This window comes from Clostridioides sp. ES-W-0018-02 (assembly GCF_020658175.1).
Lineage (GTDB): Bacteria > Bacillota > Clostridia > Peptostreptococcales > Peptostreptococcaceae > Clostridioides.
On sequence record NZ_JACVVY010000002.1, the window covers coordinates 493690 to 512566 of the forward strand.

Consider the following 18877-nt stretch of genomic DNA (forward strand, 5'->3'; position numbering starts at 1 on the left):
AATGTATTGGAGGAGTTAAAATGAAAGATTTTATTGAGAAGTTGAAAAAAGCTTTTAGAGTTAAACAATTAAAAAAAATATCAAAGGTTTCAATTACAATGTATTGTTTATCTGTCATGTTGGTTATTTATGGTATATATGTATTTATAAATTGTACTGAATACATATATACTATGCTATCTACAAAACAGTTGGCATTCACAGGAAATGAATATACTATTATAAATTATTATATGAGTAACTTTAGTCAGTATATAATATTTGCTATTTTACTTGCATCAATGGGATTTGTGATACAAAAGCTAGGGAATATGAATTTCGATAAGATGGGACTTAGTGGTAACTATTCAACAAATATTAGAAATATAAGTGATATTTTTATAGATAATAGTAAAGATAGTGAAATGTTTGATAAAGTCAGTATTGAAAATAGTATTTTAAAAAATAAATAATACAAATAGATAAAATGTGATTAAAAAAAGCTTAGAATACTTAGTGTATTTTAAGCTTTTTTAATTATTAGGATTTCAAAGTATTGTATTTTTAAAAGAGTAAAAATATAATAAGTTAAGTATATAATAAATGAAAAATAAAAATAAATAAAATGGAAGTGATTGAGATGAGTAGTATATTGTTGGTTGAAGATGATTTAAGCTTGATATATGGATTAGAATTTTCCATACAAAAGAGTGGCTTTAGTGTTGATATAGCAAGAACAGTAAAAGAAGCATTGCAAATGTACAAAGAAAAAAATTATGATTTACTGATTTTGGATGTATCCTTACCTGATGGTAATGGTTTTGATATTTGTAAAAAGGTAAGAGAAGTTTCTAATGTGCCAATTATATTTTTAACTGCTTCTGATGAAGAAGTAAATGTAGTCATGGGGCTTGATATGGGTGGAGATGATTACATAACAAAACCTTTTAAATTAAATGAGTTAATTTCAAGAATAAAAGCTTTACTTAGACGTTATAATTTTACAAATGAAAATGTAACTGAACTAAAGTCAAATAGTATTACTGTTAAATTACTTGAAAATCGTGTTTTTAAAAATGAAATTTAGCTGGAGCTTACTACAGCAGAATATAAATTATTGTGCCTATTTATGAAAAATAAAAATATCGTACTTACAAGAAAAAATATATTGGACAAGTTATGGGATGGAAATGGTAGTTTTGTAGATGATAACACTCTGTCAGTATATGTGAGAAGGCTTAGAAATAAGATTGAAGATAATCCTGAAAATCCAAAATTTCTATTAACAGTTAGAAGAATGGGTTACAAATGGAATGTTATAAAGTGAGGGTGTTAATATGAAGATATTTTCTAATAAAGACATAAAAATATTTTTTTTGGTTATTATATCCGTTTTATTGATGTTTATAGTAGTAGGTCAAATAGTAGTTGTAAATATAACCAATGATTATAAAAGAGCATTGGTAGAACATGATTATAATATAGCTGGATACTTACATAGTATGGGTGTTGATAAATCAAAAATACCAGTAGTATTCACTACTAATAAAGATAAATATATTGGAAATATTATAACATCTGAAAATACTTTTACAAATGTAACAGGTATGAAAGACTATGTAATAATTGATACTCAAGTTGATGAAGATGCTCCTGGAAATTTAATTCAAAATATAAGAAGTGTACTAGATGATAATTTAGAGGTTCGAGATAAGCGACAAGGTAACTTAGAAGCTAGAAATTCATTTTACACTATGGCAATTTTTGTATATGGGTTTGTATTTATAATTGCCATTATAAGTATGTTTAATATCATAAACAGTATGAATATAAGTGTTACAAGTAGAATAAATTACTATGGTATTATGCGTGCAATAGGCATGTCCAATAAGCAATTAAGAAAAATGGTAATAGTAGAGTCAAGTACATATGCTTTAAGTGGTTGTTTACTGGGGAGTGTACTTGGATTAATATTACATAGGTATATATTTGTATCTTTAGTAACATTAAAGTTTCATATAGAGTGGCAAATACCTTTTGATTTGCTGTTTATCATTGTGGTAACTATGATAATAATAACTTTACTTTCAGTAAGAAAACCAATTAAAAAGATTTGTGAACTAGACATAATAGATGTAGTAAATGCACAATAAATATAGGTAGTAACCTAAATAAAAAATCGAAGTAAATATGAAATAGAAAATATCTTTCATTTTTACTTCGATTTTTGTGTTATATAATTTATTTTAAATAAGTTCCATCTTCATCTTGATAAATTAAATCTTTCTTCATAAGTACTCCAAGAGCACGTTTGAAATTTTTCTTACTTGAATTAAATAAGATAGAAATATCTTTAGGGTCAGATTTATCATTAAATCTCATATATCCATCTGAACCTTCTAAATAGCTTAAAATTTTATTTTCTAAGGTATCAAGTTCATCTTTTCTGTTTCCTCTAGGAGAAAGCCCTAATTTACCATCATCATATATTTTTATAACATGTAAATTTTCAAGAACATCTCCAGCTTTTAATTCTGTAAAGTATTCATTATGAAGGATTACACCAGCATATTTATTGTCAACACATATCATAGCAGAGTTATTGGTTTGGAACCCATATACAACTCCATTTACCATATCTCCTACATTGTAAGTATGGTCTGTTTCTAAATATGAATCTATGTCTGTAGTAGCAGCGATTCTTCCGCTTTTATCCAAATATATATAAAATAAATATTTTTCATCTCTAAACAATGGATAGGTCTTAGATTTAAAAGGAACTAGTATGTCTTTTGTAAGCCCCATATCTATAAAAGTACCAATGTCAGTGTTATCAACCACTTTTAGATAAGCAACATCTCCAACTTTAGCTAAAGGAGGTATTAAAGTTGCAGCAGTTCTGTCATCAGAATCTTTAAATATGAAAGCATCTACTTCATCGCCTATATTTATTTCATTTTTTCCTATTAATCTATTGTGAAGAAGCACATCATCCTTGGTGTTATTAGTTTGTCCATCTAGGAAATATCCAAATTCTGTTTTTCTTTTTACTATAAGTTTATTAAAATCACCTATTTTTATCAAATTAAAATCATCCTCTCATTTTATATTTACAATTTAGTTATACTACTCTTATGTAGTAGTGTTTCACAGTATATATATTAGTATTAGTGAAATTTATAATAAATAATGTAATTATTCATGCATTTTCAATTATTTAGCTTCTTATATAGTATAAACTCCAATTTCTTTTTTGTCTTTAGATTTCCCTAAAATTTTTACAAAATAAGTTAAAAGTATTGAAATAAATTTTCTTTTAAAGTATAATTGGTATATACCAAAATTGGTATATACCATATTGAAAAGTGGTGATTTTATGAAAATAGTGGATAAATCTAGTAATATACCATTGCATACTCAACTAAGTGCCATAATAAGAGAGATGATAGAAACTGGTGAACTTAAAGAAGGTGATGCAATAATACCAGAAAGAGAACTTTGTAATATACAAAATGTAAGTCGCATGACAGTGAATAAAACTATTGTTGGCTTAGTTACAGAAGGTCTTCTTTATAGGGTACAAGGAAAGGGTACATTCGTCGCAAAGCAAAAAAAGAAGTATCAGTTTTCAAATGTAAAAGGTTTTACTGATGTAATGAAAGAAAAAGGAGTAAACATAAGAACTGATATATTATCCTTTGAGATGGAACTACCAGACGATTTAGTAAAAAGAAAGCTTGGAATAAGTGATAATACAACAAATATATATAAAATTATTAGACTTAGATATACAGATGGAGAGCCATTTGGATTAGAAATAGTGTATCTATCAGAAGAAATGTGTAAAGGTCTTACAAAAGGAATATTAGATAATTCTTCATTATATAGAGTTTTGAATGAGAAATATGGCTATAAGATACAAAAAGCTGAGCAAGTAATGGAGCCAATTATACTTTCAGATGAAGAAAGTAAGCTACTTGAAACAGAAGAAGGTTCTTTAGCCCTTAAACTTCATAGGAATTCTTATAATAAAGAAGGTAATCCTATAGAGTATACCATATCGATATTTAGAACAGATAAATATCAATATGAAATAGTATTGAGTGAGTAGGTGAATAAGGTGAAATGTTTAATTAATGGGAAAATAATATTAAAGAATCAAATTTTAGAAAACAAAGTACTAGTATTTGATGAAAAAATAATTGATATATCTGATGAGATACCAAATGATTGTGAAGTTATAGATGTTGGTGGTAAATATATCTCTCCAGGTCTTATTGATATTCATATACATGGAAACATGGGAAAAGACACAATGGATTCAACTGATGAATCTATAGAGACAATTTCAAAATCAATAATGAGACATGGTGTAACATCTTTTCTTCCAACTACAATGACAATGGATAAAGAGCATGTTTATGATGCACTTGAAGTTATCAAAAAAGCTAAAAGTAGAAAACTTGGAGGAGCTCAAGTATTAGGAGCACATTTAGAAGGACCTTTTATAAATGAAAATTATAAGGGGGCACAAAATGAAAAATTTATAATAAATTCAAAATATGAATTTATCAAAGAATACAAGAATGTTATAAAGGTAATAACTTATGCTCCAGAAAAGGATATAGACTTTGACTTTACTAGAGAAATCAAAAGATGTACAAATATAGTTTTATCTATAGGTCACAGTAATGCAAGTTATGAGCAAGCTAAAGAAGCTATAAACTTAGGTGTAACAAATATAACTCATATGTTTAATGCAATGACTGGATTAAACCATAGAGATCCTGGTGTTGTTGGTGCAGCACTTACAACTGATGTATATAGTGAATTAATAGCAGATACAATCCATATAAATAAAGATTTATTTCAATTTATATTGAACAATAAAGGTAGAGAAAAATTGATTTTAATAACGGATTCTATTGAAGCAGGTGGGCTTGAAGATGGAAACTATGCTCTTGGAGGTCAAAAAGTTATAGTAAAAGGCAATGAAGCAAGACTTGAAAATGGTGCATTAGCTGGTAGTGTATTATCTTTAAATAAAATGGTACTTAACTTTTTAAATAATACAAACCTTAGAGTAAATGAAGCAATTAATTTAGCATCCTTGAACCCAGCAACATCTTTAGGCATAAATGATAAAAAAGGAAGTCTAGATATAGGTAAAGATGCAGATATAGCTGTGTTTGATGAAAACTTGGACTGCAAGATGACTCTATGCTTGGGTGAAGTAGTATACAAAAATATGTAGAATGTAAAAAATAAGCTTTAAATAAAATAAAAGTTATATAAAAATAGTAATAAATTAAACTTATATCAATTAAAGTATTAGCTAAAATTTAGGAGGAACAAAATGAGAGTATTAGTATGTAAAGATTATGATGGAATGAGTAAAAAAGCAGCTGAAATGATAGCAGCTCAAATAGTTTTAAAGCCAAATTCAATATTAGGATTAGCTACGGGAAGTACACCAATAGGTATGTATAGAGATTTAGTTAAGAAATATAATGAAAATATAGTAGATTTTTCAGATGTAATAAGCTTTAATTTAGATGAATACTATAAGTTGCCAATATCTAATGACCAAAGTTATGATTATTTTATGAAAGAAAATCTGTTTAATCATGTAAACATTAAGTCAGAAAATACTCATTTACCAAATGGAATGGCTGATGATATTGAAAAAGAATGTATAAATTACGAAGCTTCTATTGATAGAGCAGGTGGTATAGATGTACAAGTACTTGGAATAGGTCGTAATGCTCATATAGGTTTTAATGAACCTGATAATAAATTTGCAAAAAGAACTCATGTAGTTGAATTAACAGAATCTACAATAGAAGCTAATGCAAGATTCTTTGAATCAAGAGAAGATGTTCCTAAAAAAGCTGTAAGTATGGGAATTGGTTCAATTTTAAAATCTAAAAAAATATTACTTTTAGCTTCAGGAGAAGAAAAAGCTGATGCAGTATATAAAACTGTTTATGGGGATATAACTCCAGAAGTTCCTGGTTCTATACTTCAACTTCACAAAGATACTATAGTTATAGTAGATGAAGCAGCAGCAAGTAAACTGAATCCAAAAGATTATAAATTAGTATAAGAATATAATTGGTTTTAAGTAAAAAATAGCTATCTTTAAATAATAAAATTTATTTAAAGATAGCTATTTTTTACTTAAGTTATTTAGTTATTATTTTTTACGAAAACTCGTTATCAAGAAGTATCCAAATAATATATTAAAAATTATTATATTAAGTGGTATTCGGTCAAGCATAATAAAACTACCTATAATTGGAATTTTGCCAACTGGAAACATAAATATTAATACAGGCATTAATGTTAGTAAAAAAGATGGAAGACAGAGAAGGATTAATCTTGGAATATCAATATACCAATTGCCATTTTTTTTATACTCCTTAATAAATAATTCAGTTCCTAACAATAAACCAATGCCACCAGAGGAGATTAAATTAATAAAAATAAATTTTTTAAAGTCTTGCATAAAACCAGTGCCAAATTTACGATAGAAGTCAAAATTCAATTTAACAGCTAAAAAATACATACTTAATAGAATAATTAAAAATAAAAGATATCTAAGCGTTTTTTTCATTTTAAATTCTCCCTTCAGAGATACTTTACCTAGTTTTATTTTGTTGAAATATAATTTTGTCAATGAGTTTAAGAAATCCATAAAATTAATTGAGAATGGAATAAGTATGATATATGAATAAATGTTTTTTATGCTTGAAGTAAACTGTATTACTTAATATAACTATAATATTAATTGTTTGAATATTCAATAAAAAGTCTGAGAAATATCAGTTTTGGTAGAAAATGAATAAATATAGTTAGAAGTTGGATTATTATTTTATAACATTTTGTATTGAGTCTGATAAATTCTATAATAATTTGTTTTTGCCTTAAAATTGCCTTAAAATCTAAACAATTTTAAAACTAATGTACCATAAAAAGCTGATATAATTTAAATATAGTAAAAAATATTATTTATATTACATATTGGGATTTTATTGTTTAATCAATGTATTTATACTATTTAATTTAAATTAAGAGTTTATTAAGGAGTGAGTGTATGAATAAGTTAATTTATATAGCAGATGACGAAGATAATATAAGAAATTTGGTAAAGACATTCTTAAAAAATGAAGGCCATGATGTTATGGATTTTAAAACAGGTGACGAACTTTTAGAGCAATTTAATAAAAAAGAGTGTGACTTAGTAATCCTAGATATAATGATGCCTGGTTTAAGTGGTTTTGATGTATGTACGAAACTTCGTGAGAAGAGTACTGTTCCAATAATAATGCTTACTGCAAGAGATACAGATATAGATTATATTACAGGGATAACTTTGGGTAGTGATGATTATTTTACAAAGCCATTTAGCCCAATGTCTTTAGTTATGAGAGTAAAGTCGATATTTAGAAGGATAGAATTTGAAAAGAAACAAATTTATGATAAGTATGGTGATTCTGTAGATATGGAATTGAAATTTGGTGATATAACAATAAATAAAAAAAATAAAATCGTTACAAATAAAAGTGACAATATAGACTTAACACCAAATGAATACAACTTATTAACTTATTTGTTTGAAAATAGAGACAGAGCAGTTTCTAGAGATGAATTATTAAATAAAATATGGGGATATGATATAGAAGTTGAGACAAGAGCTGCTGACGATACGGTAAAGAGACTACGTAAAAAAATTTTAGATACAAATATTTTGATAGAAACTGTCTGGGGTTTTGGGTTTAGATTAAAGGAGAAAAATTCAGATGGAAAATAAAAATGATAAAAAGAGAGGAAATAAGATTAAATCCATATTTAAATTAAAATTTTCAAAGAAAAATATAAGCATAAAAACTAGAATTTTATTGAGCATATTGTGTTTAATAATTGTAGTCTTTATGATAATATTAGTATCTTTTAATATATTGCTTGATACGTACATAAAAACGACTGCAAATGAAGAACTAACAAAATCTACAGAAATAGTAGAACATATGGATAGCAATTTTAGACCTATTAAGCCTCCTCAAGATGATGGAAAGCTTCCTCCAAAAGCATTATCTAATTTTATGAGAAATGTACAAGATAAAGTTAGGATGGCAGAAACACAATCAGATGCTGATGCTATGGTGGTTGATTCAAAGTATAACTTGATATTTCCAACAAGAGAGGATGATTTCTTAAAGAATATTGATGAGATGGAATCGATTAAAAAGTGTATCCAAAATGAAAAATTCGACTTAAACTCAGATGAAAACACACGTATATCCACTGGAAGTAAAGATTATTATATTTCTACTGTAAAAATTACTAGTATATATGGAGAACAAGATAAATATTTGATTCTTTTTATAGATATATCAAAGACTTTAAATCTAGTTCAAAAGATAAATATTGTATTGATATTTGTAATGTGCTTTGCGGGGATATTAGCAATATTTACAGCAGTAGTTTTATCTGAAAAAATTGCTAAGCCGATAAAAGAGTTATGTGGTTTTGCAAAAAAAATGGGTCAAGGAGATTTTAAAAGAACTTACTTTGACTTTTCAGATAAGGAATTAGTAGAACTTTCAAATATTATGAATAAGAGTGCTGAATATCTTGATAAGTATGATAATGAACAAAAAATATTTTTTCAAAATGCTTCTCATGAACTTAGGACTCCACTTATGTCCATTAAAGGTTATGCAGAAGCCATAAAGTATAATGTAATAGATAGCAAACATGCAAGTGATATAATACTTGAAGAAAGTGATAGGTTGAGTGATATGGTTGAAGATTTGTTATATATTTCTAAAATTGATAACATAACTAAAGATTATGACCTTGTAGAATGTGATTTAAGGGAAGTACTTTCAAACTGTGGTTCTAGACAAAATGTAAGAGCGGCAAATAAAGGTATAAAATTTATTTATGAGTTTGATGAAGAAATGGTTCTATTTGAATGTGATGAAAAAAATGTATCCAAAGCATTTATGAATCTTATAGAAAATGCTTTAAGGTATGCTAAGAGTGAAATTAAAATAGTATGTAAATATAATCAAAAAAATATAGTTGTTGTAGTTGAAGATGATGGGATTGGGATTAATAAAGACGATTTACCTCATATTTTTGAACGATTTTATAAGGGAGTTGGGGGAAATCATGGAATTGGATTATCAATAGTTAAATCTATTGTAAATAAACATGGTGGACGTATATATGCGGAAAATGGTAAAAAAGGAGCTAAGTTTACTATAGTATTTAAGTTATAAAGATAATATTGATATATATTAAAGAAATATGTCAATATTTGAAGTTGTTTTTTACATATATCTATTGTATACTGTTGAAAAAAGAACAATATTAAGCTGACATATATTATAATGGTTGACAATTAAAGTAGGTGCTTAAATATATATGCAGAAAGGAAAAGTAAAATCTGAAGTGTATTTAGCTTAAGTAAGCTTCTTATTTTATAAAAAATATGTATGAAAGAACAACTGCTTTTTGATATTACAAATTTAGTAACAGTTATCTTTGAAGCTTTTGTTGTCCATATGTTTTTATCAGATTTTTTAGGTCAGAAAGAAGGATATACAAGAGCTGTAAGATATGCTAGATTGGGTTTTATAATATGTTTAGGAGTCTGTAATTTAATAACTTTAAATCCTGTAATCACAACACCTTTAATTTTCATCCTTATTTTTTCATCATCATTTTTATATGAAGGAAATACAAAGACACGATTGTTTGCGACTGTTTTATTAAATGTATTCTTTATATTATCAGAAATTGTGGTAACAAGTATTTTTGTTTTATTTATAAAAGAAGGCTTCGAAATAATGTTTGAAAACAATACTATAAGAGTACCAGCCACAATTTTATCTAAGATAGTTTTTTTATTTATATGCAAGATAGTTTGTTTATTTAAAAAAGATGTACATTCAGATATGCCAATAAAGTATTGGGTTATTTTACTTGCAATACCTTTGTTCAGCTTATTTCTGACTATTTCTATCTTTGATGTAAATAATTTTTTTAGTTCTGAAAGTTTAAAATTTCTAAACTTAATATCAAGTGTTGGTATTTTATATATTAATTTTATCGTGTTTTATCTATTTAAATCTATTATAGATAAAACTAAATTATCTATGAAGTATGAAATACTTGAGCAAGAAATAATTCATAAGGAAGAATTAAGGCTCAGTAATGAACGTTATAAAATTATTGTTGAACAGACTGACTCTGTTGTCTTTGAATGGAATGCTAAAGAAAATAAATCATTTGTATCTCAAGCATGGAATGAAAAATTTGGATATAGTAGTAAATGTGACAATCTTTTAAAAGAGATTATGGATAAAGAATTAGTTCATCAGGAAGATTATAGTGGATTTGAAGAGTTTCTTAAGTGTATTAAAGAAAATAACAAACATAATCAGGTAATCTATCGTTTAAAAAAATCTAATGGCGAATACCTTTGGTGTAGAACATCAGTAACAAAGATTTTTAATGATGAAAATGAACTTTTGAAGGTTGTAGGCGTAATTGTAGATGTAGATAGTGATATAAAAAAATACGAAGAGTTGAAAACTAGAGCAGAAAGTGACTCATTGACAAATATATACAATAAAGGTACCTTTGAAAAATTAGTAGAAGAAGTTATATCTACAAATAAAAGCAATAAAAAAGATGCATTATTCATTATTGATTTGGACGATTTTAAGGAAATAAATGATAATTTTGGGCATCCATTTGGTGATTTTGTATTAAAAACTTTTGCTGAGAAGATACAAGATAGTTTTGGGAATGAAGATTTAGTTGGAAGAATTGGTGGAGATGAATTTGTAGTATATATGCAAGATTATCATTCAGAAGTAAATTTGCATAAAAAAGCTAAAGAATTAAATAGAGTACTTTATGAGAACTACAATGATTTAAGTTTTAGCTTTGAGGCTTCTGTTAGTATAGGTATTGCAAGACATCCTCAAAATGGAAATTCATTTTTAGAATTGTTTAAAAATGCAGATAGAGCTCTTTATAATGTAAAGGCCTCTGGAAAAAATTCTTACTGTTTATTTGAAGAAGAATTATATATACAGTGAATTTAGAAGATATAGTTTGAGTATATAGTTAAATTATTAAAAAAATTGACTCATGTAGTGAATTTGTAAGTATTTGTTAAAGGCTATGACCATAAAAAGCATAGCCTTATTTTCATGTCTAATTAAGCACTATGTATTTTAAAAGAATTCTATTTATTAAAACCAAATTGTCAATAAGTTTTATAGTTTAAAAATATGTAGGATTCATAAATGGTATTGTAAGTTCTGTGACTTCTCCACTTGGAAAATCTGTCTCTCCCACAATGAAGGGTTCAAGTTTGTGGCTTTTCTGAAACAAGTTTTGAAAGAATTCTACTGGATAATTTTCCTGATTTAAAAATTTTAGATTCTTTTCAAATGCTATTTGTGCAGGATGTTTAACTAGTTCTCTAATTTCTTTCCTTGTGTTTGTGTCAATAAAATATTTTCCACTTTTATCAGAGCGAAATTCTAGGTCTGTTCCTATAGGCATATAAAAAATATTTAAAGTAGTTGGTTCAATATTAACAAGAGTATTAAAATCTACAATTGTCATGTTTTTAGGATTATCAATATACTCTTGTGTATCTGTATCTCCAAAAGCAATTAGCATTTTCTTAACTCAAAATAATGTAATACATATTACCAAACCTATAGCGCTGATAGCCAAAAAAATCAATCCAACTCCAACTGATTTTTTTCTAGATTCAATTTCTTTACAATCTTCTTTAGACATATCTATAATAGGGTATTTTCGTCTACCTATTAAGTATATTATTAAACCACTCGAATTATTACCATTCATAGCAAATAATCCCCACAATTTAGGATGTTTTAATCCACGAGCTTTTGCATCAATCACAGTCATATGATAAATTTGATATACAACACCAACTGAACCCACAAGAGCTACAGCAAAACATATCAAAATAAGCATAGTTTTATTCACTTCCATAATGAGTACACCTCCTAAAATTTTCTTATAATTTGGTAGAACAATGCTGATGAACTTATTATTGCTGTACAAAATACACTAACCATAAAGTAGTAGTTGTCTGGTATAAAGCTATTAAATAGCACAAATAAAATAAGTAATATAATATTGATAATAATTGCAGTTATTAACTTTTTATTACTATTAACTAGATTTGTACTTTCTTTTAAATGTTCAATCATTTTATTATCTCCTTTCAATAATTCATCTAAGCTAATTGAATACAAATCACTTAGTTTGATGACGCTTATAATATCTGGATAAGATTTCTCATTTTCCCAATTTGAAATTGTTTGTCGTGATACATTAATTTTTTCTGCAACTTTTTCCTGTGTCAATCCAGAATTTATACGAGCATTTTTCAGTTTCTTTCCAATTTCCATGTAGCTATCGCTCCTTTTATAATTATTTTGTCATATTGAGAGGATAAAATCTATCAAATATCTTTTACAATAGTGATTTAAGTGTGTCAAAATATTTTTACATGCCTGTATATGTGTTGAAACAGGTCTTATTTCTTGAGTTAATTTCAATCATTTTTATAGAAATATAAATCTGAAGTATTTCATCAGCATAATCTAGTGTAATACCTGTAATTTCTTTTATTTTATTAATTCTATAAAACAGAGTATTTCTATGGATATTTAAAACTTCAGCTGCTTTGCTTGGTGAATTATTAAAGTAGATATATTGCTTTAAGGTCTCTAAAAAATTAGAACCATTTTTTTTATCTTCTTCAATTAGTTTGGTTACAGCAGGATGATTGAGGTCATATAAATCATAGTTGGTACTAAGTAGCTCGTAGAGGATATATGGTATGCTTTTCCCAAATGGAGAAAAGTTTATGTCATATTTTTGAGCAATTTCACTAGCTTTTTTGGCTTGAATATAATACTTCCAACTATCAGATAGCTTTGAAAATCTTGGGCTTATTCCAGCATAAAGTGAATTTAGTTTTAAGTAATTAATAAAGTCTTTATTTTCATGCTCAATTAAATTATGAATTAAAGAATCATTAATAAAAACAACTAAAGTAGACTTGTATACTACACAATTATTAGATGGTATAAATGCACTTAAAGACTGCATAATAAAAGGAACTTTACTGTCAAAGTAATTATTATCTTTGTTTACTATTACCATTATGTTTAATGAATTTGACTTAGTCCAATTTAGATAATGAAATCTTCTGCTTATAGTATCATCATCTAGATACTTTTTTTCCAACAAATCAGAAAGTATATAATTAGGAATAAGTTTTTTATCTATATTAAACAGATTATTTTTTTGCAGTTCTAGAGATAAAGCTTTATTAAGCGATTCTAATAATTTGAAGTGAAATTTATTAAATGGAATTTTCCATTCACAGATAGCTATATGAGCTATTTCAATTTCTTCTACACACACGGATGAGATTAATGTACCAATCCAGTTGTCTGGTTTATTTTCTTCTTTAATAGATTTATTATAATGTATTTTTTTATGTATATTTTGATATTTTATGTAATTTATAGTTTCTTCGTCTAAATATTTATCTCCATTAGAATCTTCAGTAAGTTGCAATATATCACTAACATCATAAGAATGAGCTAAAATTTTGAAGGTAGAGTCACGAATTATCATGGGATAGCCAAATTCTTCATGTGCTATATCAATTAAATATTGTATGCCTTTATTCTCAGAAACCACATCAAAAAACCTTTGAGAACATAAACTAAGACGTATTTCTTGATTCATAATATTTAACAATTCACTAAAAAGGTCATATTTCTCTTTTTTTGATTTTATGATACAAATATCTGAGTTTAAATTATATCTTTCTAAATCAATGTTAACTTCATTTTGTATAAATATACCTAAAAAATTTATATTGTTCAAATCCACAGTAATATCTGATATATTTCCTAAATATAAACATCCAGTAGTAAATTCAGTTTGATTATTCTTATAAATATTCAAGCTAGTAATGTCTATATATTCATCTGGAAATGGCTTTAATACTGAGATATATTGAGATATATCTTTCATTAAATCTGTTAATTTCATGCTAAACCTTCTCTAATTATACTTGATTGTACTATAGCACAATCAATATAGTATATTTTACATTAAAGTTTAGATTATAACACATAGTTTAGGTAAATTAATTTATATATAATTAGTTATATAAATTAAGAAAATATCAAAGTAAGAAATTTTTAATTAAATAAGAATTAAATTTTTAATAAATAAAAATAAAGGGAGGGTGAAGTATGGCAATAACTAAAATTACTAATGTTAAAATATTTGATGGAGAAAAACTTTCAGAACAAAGGAGTGTTGTAATAGAAGATGGTGTGATATCATCAAAAACAATATCTGATATTACTATAGATGGAGAAGGATGCACTTTACTTCCAGGATTTATTGATTCTCATATACATTTGGATAGTTTAAAAAACTTGGAGGACGCAACTGATTGGGGTATAACTACTATGCTTGATATGGCAACTAATAGTAAAGATGTAGTAGAATCTTTAAGAAATTTAGACGGATTAACTGATATTCGTAGTGTATATGAACCTGTTGCACCAGAATCGCACCCTCATCTTATGGGAATGGGGTTTAAAGATAGTAAAATACACACTATTGAAGATGCTGAAAATTTTGCTAAGAAACAAATTAAACAAGGAGCAGATTTTGTAAAAATCATAATAGAAGACCCTAAAACATCTAAAACGGCTTTTGATTTTGAGACAATAAAAAGAGTAGTTGAAATATCTCATGAACATGGTAAAAAAGTATTTGCTCATGCACCTACAACTATAGCTTATGAATATGCAGAAAAAGCAAATGTTGATGTAATAAATCATATTCCTTTTATAGGTAAATTATCTGATGATGTAGCCAAAAGGATAAAAGAGAAAAATCTTATATCAATTCCAACTATAGTTATGATGGAAAGTATAGTATCAAATATAAAAAAAGCTACAGGAAGAGAAGATGTTAGGTTAGAAACAGCAATAGAAAATACAGCTACATTGAAAAAAGCTAGAGTGATGATATTAGCTGGAACTGATGCAAATAATGATGAAAATTCTATTAGTATAGTGAAACATGGGGAATCTCTTCATCGTGAATTTGAATTATTAGTTAAGGCAGGTCTTAATACAATTGAAGTACTTGAGAGTGCAACAAGTTTACCAGCAAAATTATTAGGTCTTAATGACCGTGGAGTAATAAAAGAGGGAAAAAGAGCTGATTTAGTAATGGTTGAAGGTGACCCAATTAAAGATATAGCAGCAACTAGAAATATAAAAGGTGTATGGATAAAGGGTAATAAAGTAAGATAATGAATTGAGTATTGTTAAAAATAAAAGAAGTTTATGTTAAAGGAGATTGAGAACATGTTATTAAGTAGACCAGGAAAAAATTCTATAGAAGATATAGTGGATAAAAATAGTGTAAAAGAGCTTATAGAATTTGAAAGGTTTTGTAGAGATAATGCGTTATGGGATGAAATGAAAAAATGTTTTGCAAAGGAATCTACTGTTTCAATATCTTGGTATCAAGGTAGTGGAGAGGGGTTCGTAGAAGAATCAAGTAAGATGAAATCTTATGCGCCACATAAAATTTGTGATACATTAGTTTGGGTAAATAAAGATAAGGCAGTATCAATTACAATGGGAGCTATCCATATTAGAAATGAAATAGATGGAAATTTAGTTGAACTTCAGTCAGATGTCAAGTTTCTGTATAAGACTCAAAAGATAGACGATATGTGGTATATAATATCTATGGATGCTATATATGAAAAAGATATAATTTTACCTGTTTATCAGGATGGGGATGTCAAAATTTCTAAGGAAGATATAAAGGATTATAGACCTTCATATGCAAGTCTTTCTTATATGCTTAGTACAGATGGATATAAAATAAATCAAGAACTCCCCGGAATAGATAGACCAGAGAAGGTTGATAGACTTTATAAAGATGCAGAAAAATGGCTATTAGATAACTCTAGAAATTAGTTTAAATATAAATAAAGATGTAGGTGATTTTATATAAAATCACTTACATCTTTTTAAATAAACTTCTGTATGCTTTAGATAATACTATTATAAAATTTATTTAATTTGCTATACTCATTATTAATCTTTACATTCATTTTTGTATTCTTTAGTATCTCCTTTTACATTTTAACTTCTGCTGATATTTGAGTTAGATATTCATTAGAATCTCTTACACTTATATCATATAGAAGATATTCTTCATAAACAAAATCTCCCATATATAAATTATTTTGATTGAAAAATTCTAATAGTTTTTCATAAGTTTTATTAATAGTTTCATAACTTCCTTTATGATAAGCAGTTACATAAAGCCCTTTTGGTTTGATTGATGTAGGATATTTCTTATAGTCTTTATTAACTTTTGTAAATAAATATGAATATGACTCAAAATCTCTATTCATTATATCTTCGCCTTTAATGATTGAACCAATCATACCATCATCACCTAAATCATAGTTATCCATAAAGTTAATACATTCATATAAAAAGTTTTCATCATCATCTCCAAGAAAGGGTTCTTTATAAGTAAGAGGCGTTTTGACTAAATACTCTTCCTCATGTTCTTCTAAAGTAATCGTATTTGCATCTATATTACATGCTTTTTTAGTAAATGAAATAGTAGACTCCATTAAAGCCTTAATATTATTCAATTTTTCAATTTCATTGTTAATATCAAGAGTTTTCTTTTCTAAAAGTTCAATTAGTAAATTCGGAGTTCGTTTATCTATATAAGCTTTAATTTCTTTTAAAGGCATTTTAATTTCCTTAAGAGAAGAAATTATACCAAAAATACTGAGTTGATGGTATGAGTAGTATCTATATCCGTTTTCCTTCTTTAACTCTGGAGAGAAAAGACCTATATCATCATAATGAAAAAGCGTCTTTTTATTGACTCCACAAATCTTTGCAAATTCTCCAGTTGTGAAATAATTTTTCGAAATTTGACTCATAATTAAAATTCCTCCTTGACTATCCTGTTACAGTATAGTTTATCATAATATTCTATAAAGGAGTGTGATTGTATGAAAAAATTAATTCGTTTTTTAAAACCATATAGAGTTTTAATTGTTACAGTGCTGATGTTTACATTTTTACAAACTCTTGGAACTTTATATATACCAACACTTACAGCAAGTATAGTAAATAATGGTGTAGTAAAGGGGGATGTAGATTATATTGTAAAGACAGGTTTAATTATGTTGATAGCAGCAGGTATAACAGCTTTATCAGCTGTTTTAGTTTGCAAAGTATCATCAAATCTCTCATCTGGATTTTGTAGAGATATTAGAGAAGCAGTATTTATAAAATCACAAGATTTATCAATAAATGATTTTAATAAAATAGGAACAGCTTCAATGATTACTAGGAGTACTAGTGATATTACTTTAATAGGTCAATCTTTGTTTATGTTTATTCAGTTGGTATTACCAGCACCAATCATAACAGTTTGTGGTTTATTCTTAGCATATTCTATAGATAAAGTAATGACAATTATTATTGTTACAGTAATGTTTCTATTCATGTTATCTGCGTTTTTGGTTGGTAAAAAAGTTATCAGATTGTTTAAAATGATGCAAATAAAGATGGATAATATGAATAGAGTATTACGTGAAGTAGTAACTGGAGTAAGAGTTATAAGAGCTTTTGATAGAAGTCGTTTTGAAAAAAAGAGATTTGATAGAACTGCAATAGATTATTCTGAAACAGCAATTTCAATAAATAAAATATTTGCAGTACTTATGCCTGTTGTAATGTTAATAATGAACTTAGGTATAGTGAGTATAATTTGGTTTGGTGGTATGAGAGTAAGTAATGGAAATATGGAGATAGGTCATATAATGGCACTGGTTGAGTATTGTATCTTAATATTATTTTATTTAATTATGGGAGTAATGGTATTTATGTACATACCTAGAGCAGGAGCTTGTGCAGATAGAGTAAACCAAATCTTAGACATAGAACCTGAAATTGTAGATGGAAATGGATATAAAGATATTACTTCAGAAAGAGGCCATTTAGTATTTAAAAATGTAACTTTTTCATATTCACAGTCGGAGGAACCTGTTTTAAACAATATAACATTTGAAGCAAAATCTGGAGAAGTAACTGCAATTATAGGAAGCACTGGTTCTGGTAAATCTACTATTGCAAATATAATACCACGTTTTTTTGAAATTCAATCTGGAGAAATATCTATAAATGGTCAAGATATTAAGAACATGCCTCAAAAAGAGCTTAGAGACAAGATTGGATTTGTACCACAAAAAGCCTTTTTATTTAGTGGGACAATAGAAGAAAATATAAGATATGGAAAAGAAGATGCAAGTATTGAAGAAGTAAAATATGCTGCAAATGTAGCCCAAGCTGATGAATTTATTTCTGATATGGAAGATAAGTATGATTCGTTCGTAGCACAAGGAGGAAATAACTTATCTGGCGGCCAGAAACAGAGAATATCTATTGCAAGGGCATTAGTTAGAAAACCAGAAGTATATGTTTTTGATGATAGCTTTTCTGCATTAGATTTCAATACAGATAAAAGGCTTAGAAAAGCATTGAAGAATGAAATTAAAGATTCATCAGCCATAATTATAGCACAGCGTATAAGTACAATTATGGATGCTAATCAGATTATAGTTTTGAATGATGGAGAAATTGTAGGTATAGGAAAACATAAAGAGTTACTTGAAAATTGTGAAGTTTATAAGCAAATCGCAGATTCACAGCTTAGTAAAGAAGAACTTGCATAGAGT

The 18877-nt window shown here is 26.9% G+C and carries 18 protein-coding genes and 1 pseudogene; 12 read left to right on the plus strand and 7 right to left on the minus strand.

All coding sequences use genetic code 11. The features are described from left to right. The first annotated feature begins 20 nt into the window (after nucleotides 1–20). From IC219_RS08645 to IC219_RS08655, 3 genes and pseudogenes are all read left to right on the plus strand, one after another. Entirely contained in the window at nucleotides 21–452 is a 432-nt protein-coding gene (locus tag IC219_RS08645) for a hypothetical protein (RefSeq protein ID WP_227436674.1), read from the plus strand. A 167-nt stretch (nucleotides 453–619) separates the two neighbouring features. Next, nucleotides 620–1306 (plus strand): annotated as a pseudogene (locus tag IC219_RS08650) (response regulator transcription factor). Between the two features lie 10 nt (nucleotides 1307–1316). Next, entirely contained in the window at nucleotides 1317–2132 is an 816-nt protein-coding gene (locus IC219_RS08655; protein ID WP_227482935.1) for an ABC transporter permease, read from the plus strand. Between the two features lie 88 nt (nucleotides 2133–2220). Here the strand turns inward: IC219_RS08655 and IC219_RS08660 are convergent, their stop codons facing one another. Next, nucleotides 2221–3063, minus strand: coding sequence for a S1 RNA-binding domain-containing protein (locus IC219_RS08660; protein ID WP_227482934.1), 843 nt, complete (start codon nucleotides 3061–3063; stop codon nucleotides 2221–2223). Between the two features lie 292 nt (nucleotides 3064–3355). Between IC219_RS08660 and IC219_RS08665 the strand changes: the two genes are divergently transcribed. The 3 genes from IC219_RS08665 (at nucleotide 3356) to nagB (ending at nucleotide 6085) form a co-directional block, all read left to right on the plus strand. Further along, the gene (locus tag IC219_RS08665) at nucleotides 3356–4090 is read left to right on the plus strand and encodes a GntR family transcriptional regulator (protein WP_227436666.1); all 735 of its coding nucleotides are present in this window, start codon (nucleotides 3356–3358) and stop codon (nucleotides 4088–4090) included. A 9-nt stretch (nucleotides 4091–4099) separates the two neighbouring features. Then, nucleotides 4100–5233, plus strand: coding sequence for an N-acetylglucosamine-6-phosphate deacetylase (nagA, locus tag IC219_RS08670; protein WP_227436664.1), 1134 nt, complete (start codon nucleotides 4100–4102; stop codon nucleotides 5231–5233). 102 nt (nucleotides 5234–5335) lie between these two features. Then, complete coding sequence (nagB, locus tag IC219_RS08675) at nucleotides 5336–6085, plus strand: glucosamine-6-phosphate deaminase (protein WP_227436662.1); 750 nt, start codon at nucleotides 5336–5338, stop codon at nucleotides 6083–6085. A gap of 90 nt (nucleotides 6086–6175) precedes the next feature. On the opposite strand, the gene IC219_RS08680 is transcribed toward nagB, so the two are convergent. Continuing rightward, on the minus strand, nucleotides 6176–6595 hold the full coding sequence (locus tag IC219_RS08680) for a hypothetical protein (RefSeq protein WP_227482933.1): 420 nt from the start codon (nucleotides 6593–6595) through the stop codon (nucleotides 6176–6178). Between the two features lie 480 nt (nucleotides 6596–7075). On the opposite strand from IC219_RS08680, the gene IC219_RS08685 reads away from it, so the two are divergent. From IC219_RS08685 to IC219_RS08695, 3 genes are all read left to right on the plus strand, one after another. Then, nucleotides 7076–7792, plus strand: coding sequence for a response regulator transcription factor (locus IC219_RS08685; RefSeq protein WP_054269556.1), 717 nt, complete (start codon nucleotides 7076–7078; stop codon nucleotides 7790–7792). Next, nucleotides 7782–9269 carry a sensor histidine kinase gene (locus IC219_RS08690; RefSeq protein WP_227482932.1) on the plus strand — a complete coding sequence of 496 codons (1488 nt, stop codon included), beginning with the start codon at nucleotides 7782–7784 and terminating at the stop codon, nucleotides 9267–9269. The genes IC219_RS08685 and IC219_RS08690 overlap by 11 nt, the downstream gene beginning before the upstream one ends. 216 nt (nucleotides 9270–9485) lie before the next feature. After that, on the plus strand, nucleotides 9486–11099 hold the full coding sequence (locus IC219_RS08695; protein WP_227482931.1) for a sensor domain-containing diguanylate cyclase: 1614 nt from the start codon (nucleotides 9486–9488) through the stop codon (nucleotides 11097–11099). Nucleotides 11100–11286: 187 nt separating this feature from the next. Here IC219_RS08695 and IC219_RS08700 read toward each other — a convergent pair whose 3' ends face one another. The 4 genes from IC219_RS08700 to IC219_RS08715 all read right to left on the minus strand — a co-directional run bounded on the left by IC219_RS08700 (nucleotide 11287) and on the right by IC219_RS08715 (nucleotide 14118). Further along, complete coding sequence (locus IC219_RS08700; protein WP_227482930.1) at nucleotides 11287–11691, minus strand: DUF2185 domain-containing protein; 405 nt, start codon at nucleotides 11689–11691, stop codon at nucleotides 11287–11289. Nucleotides 11692–11700: 9 nt separating this feature from the next. Continuing rightward, nucleotides 11701–12033, minus strand: coding sequence for a hypothetical protein (locus tag IC219_RS08705; protein ID WP_227436650.1), 333 nt, complete (start codon nucleotides 12031–12033; stop codon nucleotides 11701–11703). Nucleotides 12034–12047: 14 nt separating this feature from the next. Next, entirely contained in the window at nucleotides 12048–12455 is a 408-nt protein-coding gene (locus IC219_RS08710; protein ID WP_227436649.1) for a helix-turn-helix domain-containing protein, read from the minus strand. A 97-nt stretch (nucleotides 12456–12552) separates the two neighbouring features. Then, complete coding sequence (locus tag IC219_RS08715; protein ID WP_227482929.1) at nucleotides 12553–14118, minus strand: helix-turn-helix domain-containing protein; 1566 nt, start codon at nucleotides 14116–14118, stop codon at nucleotides 12553–12555. A 206-nt stretch (nucleotides 14119–14324) separates the two neighbouring features. Here IC219_RS08715 and IC219_RS08720 point away from each other — a divergent pair, with 206 nt between their 5' ends. Beyond that, nucleotides 14325–15404, plus strand: a complete 1080-nt coding sequence (locus IC219_RS08720) for an amidohydrolase family protein (protein ID WP_227482928.1) — start codon at nucleotides 14325–14327, stop codon at nucleotides 15402–15404. A 54-nt stretch (nucleotides 15405–15458) separates the two neighbouring features. Then, on the plus strand, nucleotides 15459–16082 hold the full coding sequence (locus IC219_RS08725) for a hypothetical protein (RefSeq protein WP_227482927.1): 624 nt from the start codon (nucleotides 15459–15461) through the stop codon (nucleotides 16080–16082). A gap of 161 nt (nucleotides 16083–16243) precedes the next feature. Here the strand turns inward: IC219_RS08725 and IC219_RS08730 are convergent, their stop codons facing one another. Further along, entirely contained in the window at nucleotides 16244–17074 is an 831-nt protein-coding gene (locus IC219_RS08730) for a MerR family transcriptional regulator (RefSeq protein WP_227482926.1), read from the minus strand. 72 nt (nucleotides 17075–17146) lie between these two features. Here IC219_RS08730 and IC219_RS08735 point away from each other — a divergent pair, with 72 nt between their 5' ends. Beyond that, complete coding sequence (locus IC219_RS08735) at nucleotides 17147–18874, plus strand: ABC transporter ATP-binding protein (RefSeq protein ID WP_227482925.1); 1728 nt, start codon at nucleotides 17147–17149, stop codon at nucleotides 18872–18874. The last annotated feature ends 3 nt before the right edge of the window (nucleotides 18875–18877 follow it).

What these genes read in the sequence shown, in the direction of transcription:
- IC219_RS08645 (WP_227436674.1), top strand. Translation starts at nt 21, where the DNA reads ATGAAAGATTTTATTGAGAAGTTGAAAAAAGCTTTTAGAGTTAAACAA.
- IC219_RS08655 (WP_227482935.1), top strand. Translation starts at nt 1,317, where the DNA reads ATGAAGATATTTTCTAATAAAGACATAAAAATATTTTTTTTGGTTATT.
- IC219_RS08665 (WP_227436666.1), top strand. Translation starts at nt 3,356, where the DNA reads ATGAAAATAGTGGATAAATCTAGTAATATACCATTGCATACTCAACTA.
- nagB (WP_227436662.1), top strand. Translation starts at nt 5,336, where the DNA reads ATGAGAGTATTAGTATGTAAAGATTATGATGGAATGAGTAAAAAAGCA.
- IC219_RS08680 (WP_227482933.1), bottom strand. Translation starts at nt 6,595, where the DNA reads ATGAAAAAAACGCTTAGATATCTTTTATTTTTAATTATTCTATTAAGT.
- IC219_RS08685 (WP_054269556.1), top strand. Translation starts at nt 7,076, where the DNA reads ATGAATAAGTTAATTTATATAGCAGATGACGAAGATAATATAAGAAAT.
- IC219_RS08690 (WP_227482932.1), top strand. Translation starts at nt 7,782, where the DNA reads ATGGAAAATAAAAATGATAAAAAGAGAGGAAATAAGATTAAATCCATA.
- IC219_RS08695 (WP_227482931.1), top strand. Translation starts at nt 9,486, where the DNA reads ATGAAAGAACAACTGCTTTTTGATATTACAAATTTAGTAACAGTTATC.
- IC219_RS08700 (WP_227482930.1), bottom strand. Translation starts at nt 11,691, where the DNA reads ATGCTAATTGCTTTTGGAGATACAGATACACAAGAGTATATTGATAAT.
- IC219_RS08705 (WP_227436650.1), bottom strand. Translation starts at nt 12,033, where the DNA reads ATGGAAGTGAATAAAACTATGCTTATTTTGATATGTTTTGCTGTAGCT.
- IC219_RS08710 (WP_227436649.1), bottom strand. Translation starts at nt 12,455, where the DNA reads ATGGAAATTGGAAAGAAACTGAAAAATGCTCGTATAAATTCTGGATTG.
- IC219_RS08715 (WP_227482929.1), bottom strand. Translation starts at nt 14,118, where the DNA reads ATGAAATTAACAGATTTAATGAAAGATATATCTCAATATATCTCAGTA.
- IC219_RS08720 (WP_227482928.1), top strand. Translation starts at nt 14,325, where the DNA reads ATGGCAATAACTAAAATTACTAATGTTAAAATATTTGATGGAGAAAAA.
- IC219_RS08725 (WP_227482927.1), top strand. Translation starts at nt 15,459, where the DNA reads ATGTTATTAAGTAGACCAGGAAAAAATTCTATAGAAGATATAGTGGAT.
- IC219_RS08730 (WP_227482926.1), bottom strand. Translation starts at nt 17,074, where the DNA reads ATGAGTCAAATTTCGAAAAATTATTTCACAACTGGAGAATTTGCAAAG.
- IC219_RS08735 (WP_227482925.1), top strand. Translation starts at nt 17,147, where the DNA reads ATGAAAAAATTAATTCGTTTTTTAAAACCATATAGAGTTTTAATTGTT.